This window comes from Parvibaculum sp. (assembly GCF_039680535.1).
In the GTDB taxonomy this organism is placed as follows: domain Bacteria; phylum Pseudomonadota; class Alphaproteobacteria; order Parvibaculales; family Parvibaculaceae; genus Parvibaculum.
The window spans coordinates 1-5,716 of the sequence record NZ_JBDKSS010000031.1; the positions used below are offsets into that span (position 1 = coordinate 1).

The 5,716-nt window shown below is 62.0% G+C and carries 6 protein-coding genes; all 6 read left to right on the forward strand.

The window, feature by feature from the left end:
• The first annotated feature begins 155 nt into the window (after positions 1 to 155).
• The 6 genes from gatB (at position 156) to tesB (ending at position 5,551) form a co-directional block, all read left to right on the forward strand.
• Positions 156 to 1,640 (forward strand): Asp-tRNA(Asn)/Glu-tRNA(Gln) amidotransferase subunit GatB, encoded by a 1,485-nt coding sequence (gene gatB, locus ABFC66_RS16815; RefSeq protein ID WP_346742135.1) that lies wholly within the window; start codon positions 156 to 158, stop codon positions 1,638 to 1,640.
• Positions 1,641 to 1,858: 218 nt separating this feature from the next.
• On the forward strand, positions 1,859 to 2,233 hold the full coding sequence (locus ABFC66_RS16820; protein ID WP_346742136.1) for a histone H1-like repetitive region-containing protein: 375 nt from the start codon (positions 1,859 to 1,861) through the stop codon (positions 2,231 to 2,233).
• A gap of 920 nt (positions 2,234 to 3,153) precedes the next feature.
• Complete coding sequence (locus ABFC66_RS16825) at positions 3,154 to 3,510, forward strand: hypothetical protein (protein WP_346742137.1); 357 nt, start codon at positions 3,154 to 3,156, stop codon at positions 3,508 to 3,510.
• Between the two features lie 22 nt (positions 3,511 to 3,532).
• Positions 3,533 to 4,168: a glutathione S-transferase N-terminal domain-containing protein gene (locus tag ABFC66_RS16830; protein WP_346742138.1), complete on the forward strand. Its 636-nt coding sequence runs from the start codon at positions 3,533 to 3,535 to the stop codon at positions 4,166 to 4,168.
• Between the two features lie 175 nt (positions 4,169 to 4,343).
• Positions 4,344 to 4,613, forward strand: a complete 270-nt coding sequence (locus tag ABFC66_RS16835; RefSeq protein WP_346742139.1) for a hypothetical protein — start codon at positions 4,344 to 4,346, stop codon at positions 4,611 to 4,613.
• An 80-nt stretch (positions 4,614 to 4,693) separates the two neighbouring features.
• The gene (tesB, locus tag ABFC66_RS16840) at positions 4,694 to 5,551 is read left to right on the forward strand and encodes an acyl-CoA thioesterase II (protein WP_346742140.1); all 858 of its coding nucleotides are present in this window, start codon (positions 4,694 to 4,696) and stop codon (positions 5,549 to 5,551) included.
• Positions 5,552 to 5,716 lie beyond the last annotated feature (165 nt).

The window sequence follows — 5,716 nt, forward strand, 5'->3', positions numbered from 1 at the left end:
GTGCCGGCGGGGCTTTCGAGCGACGGTCTGCCGCTCGGGCTTCAGCTCATCGGCAAGACGTTCGACGAAGAAACTTTGTTCCGCGTGGCTTACGCGCTTGAGGAAGCGGCCCAGTTCAAGGCCGAACCGGCAGTCTGGTGGAGGTCGTGATCCAAATGCGCAACCGCGAACCCCGTAACGAAGATCTGATCAAGGGCATGACCGGCGACTGGGAGATCGTGCTCGGTCTCGAAGTCCACGCCCAGGTGACGTCGAAGGCGAAGCTCTTCTCCGGCGCCTCGACGGCGTTCGGCGCGGAGCCGAATACGCAGGTGAGCCTCGTCGACGCGGCGCTGCCGGGCATGCTGCCCGTCATCAACCGCTACTGCGTCGAGCAGGCGGTGAAGACGGGCCTCGGCCTCAAGGCGCAGATCAACCTGCGCTCGATCTTCGACCGTAAGAACTATTTCTATCCCGATCTGCCGCAGGGCTATCAGATCTCGCAGTTCAAGCACCCGGTCGTGGGCGAAGGTGAAATCGTGATCGATCTCGCCGGCGGACGCTCGGAAGTCGTGGGCATCGAGCGCCTGCATCTCGAGCAGGATGCGGGCAAGAGCATCCACGATCTCGGGCCGTCTGTGAGCCATGTCGATCTCAATCGCTCCGGCGTTGCGCTGATGGAAATCGTGTCGAAGCCGGACATGCGTTCCGCTGACGAAGCAAAGGCTTACGTCACGAAGCTGAGGACGATCCTGCGTTATCTCGGCACCTGCGACGGCAACATGGAAGAAGGTTCGCTGCGCGCGGACGTTAACGTTTCGGTGCGCCGCCCCGGCGGCCCGCTCGGCACGCGCTGCGAGATCAAGAATGTGAACTCGATCCGCTTCATCGGCCAGGCGATCGAATATGAGGCGCGCCGCCAGATCGAAATCCTCGAAGAGGGCGGCAAGATCGATCAGGAAACGCGTCTTTTCGATCCGAAGGTCGGCGAGACGCGCTCCATGCGCTCCAAGGAAGAGGCGCATGACTATCGCTACTTCCCCGATCCCGATCTTCTGCCGCTGGTCATCGCGCAGGCGGATGTCGACGCGATCAAGGCGAGCCTGCCGGAACTTCCCGACGACAAGAAGGCGCGCCTGATCGCCGAGTATGGTCTGTCGCCCTATGACGCGACGGTTCTCGTCGGAGAAAAGGCGACCGCGGACTACTACGAAGCGGTGGCGAAGGGGCGCGATGCGAAGCTCGCGGCGAACTGGGTGACGGTCGAATTGTTCGGTGCGCTGAACCGCGAAGGGCACACGATCGAGACGTCTCCGGTGTCTGCGGAGCACCTCGGAAAGCTCATCGATCTCATCTCGGACAGCACCATCTCCGGACGAATCGCGAAGCAGATTTTCGAATCAATGTACAAAACCGGCGGCGACCCCGCCGAAATCGTCGAAAAAGAAGGTCTGCGTCAGGTGACCGATACGGGCGCCATCGAGGCCGCGATCGACGCCGTCATCGCCGCAAATCCGGACAAGGTTGCGCAGGCAAAAGAAAAACCGTCTCTTGCGGGCTGGTTTGTCGGACAAGTCATGAAATCCACGTCTGGCAAGGCAAATCCGCAAGTCGTCAACGAAATCCTTGCGCGCAAATTGGGGCTTTCGTCCGACGGCTGATTAATTTTCCACGGCTCCCGGTGAACCGTTTGTCAACCACTTTCGGCAGAGAGTGGCACGGCGACGCGCGCACAAAAATGCAACACTGTGTTGCGGAGGGCATTGACCGCGCTCATATTATTCACCGCGCCTGAGGGGTACGAGGGCGCAGGAAGTGTGTGCGTTGCGAGTCTATGGATTGTCGCCAACGATATCGGCACATCAGGAGCTAGAGAAACATGGCTACGAAAGCTAAAGCGAAACCCGCCGCCAAGAAGCCGGCTGCGAAGAAGCCCGCCGCCAAGAAGACGGCTGCGAAGAAGACTGTGAAGAAGCTCGCCGCCAAGACGACGGCGAAGAAGACCACGGCGAAGAAGCCGGCCGCCAAGAAGGCGGCGGTGAAGAAGCCGGCCGCGAAGAAGCCCGCGGCGAAGAAGGCTGCGGCGAAGAAGCCCGCCGCCAAGAAGGTTGCCGCCAAGAAGCCGGCCGCCAAGAAGGCCGTGGCGAAGAAGCCCGCCGCGAAGAAAGTCGCTGCCAAGAAGCCGGCTGCGAAGAAGCCCGCCGCCAAGAAGGTTGCCGCGAAGCGTAAGCCTGCGGTGAAGAAGGCGGCCTGATTTGTGACCGGTAGTCGCCGGCCTGCCGCGCACTCAGCGGCAGGCAAGCGCTCAACCAGTGAGGCTCTTCCCGCTACGCGGGGTGAGCCGAGGCCGATCGAAATCGGGTACTGACCGACGCCAAACGGTCGGAAGATGTCGATCAAGCTGGAAGAATGCGGGCTGCCCTATGTGGTCAGGCCGGTGAATATCGGAGTTGGCGACCAGTTCGAGCCGTCCCTTGCGGGGATACGCCGAACGATTGGATGCCAGCCATCATGGACCCGGATGGTCCAGGGGGGAAACCGGTCCCGGGTTTCGGGGCGGGGGGCAATCCTTCAACATCTCGGCAAGCGGGCGGGCAGTTTCCGTCCACAGAAGGCAGAGAGTTGAGGTCGACCAATGGCTGTTCCGGCAGATGGCTGGGCTTGGTCCCCAGACGGACCAAGCCCATCATTTCCGACACGGGCACAAGTGAAGATGTTTATGCGATCGATCGCCGAACGAACGAGGTGAGTTGGCTCGACGGCGTCACGAACTGGCGCCGGGAAGATAGCGACCATCTCACTCGGCGATACTCGACCGCAGATATAGAGCGCTGAATCTGGGGCGTACCTTGGAAGAACCAGAGTCAGCTGCTTGAAGACTTTCCCCGCCTCAAAGACCGGCTCGAGCGGGTTGGCGCCCGACCGGCGGTCAGAGAGGCTTTCGCCCTAGGACGCGAGTTGCGCCAGGGTTCACCTTGGGGACAAGACCAGAGAGGCCGAACCGGCTCGGAAGATCCTGTTCGGGCAACGCGCACAATGAAGGGCCGCACTTACCATGCGTCCCGCTTATGTTAGACTTGCAGCGTGTCCGGGAAGCCGGGCACGCTGCTTGTTCTTTCAGGGTCGCTCTTTCGGCGCAGTCTGGCGCGGGTTTGACGGAAAGGTTGGTATCCGATGATCGATCATGTGTTGAAGCTGGCAGGCGCGGCGGTTCTGGGCATTTCGCTCATCGCCGGTGCGGCGAATGCGGACTCCGTGACCGGCACCGGCACGCTGATCATGAAGGACAAGTTCAATAGCCAGACCGAGTGGGGCGCGGACCTCTCGCTGCCGCGGCCGGGCAGGATCACCCGTGTCATGGACGGAACCTATGGCTTTGCGATCCGCACCGCCAAGGGAGCGGAGGTCGCGAATTTCCTCGATCCTCAGCAGGCCGTCGGGACGAAGCTGCCCGCCGGCGACTATGTGCTCGCCCCCTATGTCTGCACGCGCCATCGGCACCACCATGTGGAAGTGACGGCCGAATATTGAGTCCGCCGCGCGGAGGTTTCCGGTGATCGATCTCTATACATGGACGACGCCCAACGGGCGCAAGGTCTCCATCATGCTGGAGGAATGCGGCCTGGAGTACCGGGTGCATGCCGTCAACATCGGCAAGGGCGAGCAGTTCACGCCGGAGTTTCTGAAGATCAGCCCCAATAACCGCATTCCCGCAATTGTGGATCAGGAGGGCGATGGCGGCCCGCTCGCCGTTTTTGAATCCGGCGCGATACTCGTCTATCTCGCGGAAAAGACGGGCAAGTTCCTCGCGCCGAAGGGACGCCAGCGCGTTCAGGCGCTGGAATGGCTCATGTGGCAGATGGGTGGCGTCGGGCCGATGTTCGGCCAGCTCAACCACTTCATCAACACGGCGCCCGACAAGATTCCCTATGCGATCGACCGCTACGCAACGGAGGCGGCGCGTCTTGTCGGCGTGATGGACAAGCGCCTCGGCGAGGCGCGCTTTCTCGGCGGCGATTATTCGGTGGCCGACATCATTACCTACCCGTGGATCGCGCCGGCACTGGACCTTATCGCGGCGGCGAAACCCGACATCGTGGGCGAGGCGGCGAACACGCGGCGTTGGCTCGCGGAGGTCGCTGCCCGGCCCGCTGTGCAGCGCGGCATGGCGGTGCCGAAGCTCGATTGACCGTCCGGCCCTTCCAAAAAATCGGAAAGGGCGGATATGGCAAATGGTGCATTAACCATTTTTTCAGCGTAGCGATGAAATGCTTTCCACCGGGGCAAGGAAATCCTTGCGGCTGACGGGCGGCGCTGATCGGTTTTTGAATCAGACGAGCCGCCACTTTGGGAAGAGGTGGGCAATGGCTCGCATGCAGCATGAAGCTCTCCAGGAGAGCGAACTTGCGTCGGAAGGCGGCAAGTGCGACGCGCTTTACGAACTGGGGCTGATCTATTCGACCGGCAATGGCGTCGAGGTCGATCTCGTCACCGCGCATAAGTGGTTCAACCTGGCTGCCATGCGCGGCAGCGAAGCGGCCCGCTCATGCCGCGCGGAGCTTGCGCGCGAGATGGCGCCGGCCGAGGTTGCCGAGGCGCAGCGTCAGGCGCGCGAGTGGCTCGCCACGCACTGAAATCCGCTCAACCTTGAGCGGGTGACAGGCGGCGGCTTGCGCTCTATGTTCGCGCCAAACGAGATGCGACAGGAGCGATGATGGCCGACGCCGTGGAAGACCTCATCCAGTTACTCGACCTCGAGCAGATCGAGGTGAACCTTTTCCGGGGACACAGCCCCGACGCGAGCTGGCAGCGCGTCTTTGGCGGGCAGGTGATCGGGCAGGCGCTGGTCGCTGCCTATCGCACGGTCGAGGATCGTGTCTGCCATTCGCTCCACGCCTATTTCATCCGTCCGGGCGACCCCAAAGTTCCGATCGTCTATGAGGTCGATCGCTCGCGCGACGGCAAGAGCTTCACGACGCGGCGCGTCGTGGCGATTCAGCACGGCAAGCAGATATTCAACCTCGCCGCTTCGTTCCAGACGCCGGAGCAGGGCTTCGAACATCAGGCCACCATGCCGTCTCTGCCTCAGCCCGAAGATCTGCCGAGCGAGCGCGAATTGAGGAGGGCCATCGAGCACAAGCTGCCGGAAGCCATCCAGAAGCATTTTGCGCGCCCGCGACCGATCGAGATTCGTCCGGTCAATCCGCAGCAATATATCGATCCGGCGCCGATGGAGCCTGTGCAGCATGTCTGGTTCCGCGCGCGCAAGGAGATCGGCGACGATATCGCCCTCAACCAGTGCATCCTCGCCTATGCCTCGGATATGACGCTGCTCGATACCTGTGTCCGGCCGCATGGCGTCAGCTGGGTTTCGGGCAAGCTGCAATCGGCGAGCCTCGACCATGCGATGTGGTTCCATCAGCCTTTCAACGTGAATGAGTGGCTGCTTTATACGCAGGACAGTCCCAGCGCATCGGGTGCGAGGGGCCTCAACCGCGGCAGCATCTACACGCGGGACGGGCGGCTCGTCGCTTCGGTGGCGCAGGAGGGGCTGATCCGCTACCACGGATAAGATTTCCGTGCTTTTTCGCCCCGGAAACGCCCCTGAGCGGGACTTCTCCCTTGAAGCAAACGGCAATCTTGGGCATACACGGGCCTACGGAGAGGTGGCCGAGAGGCTGAAGGCGGCGGTTTGCTAAACCGTTATACGGTCAAAAGCCGTATCGTGGGTTCGAAT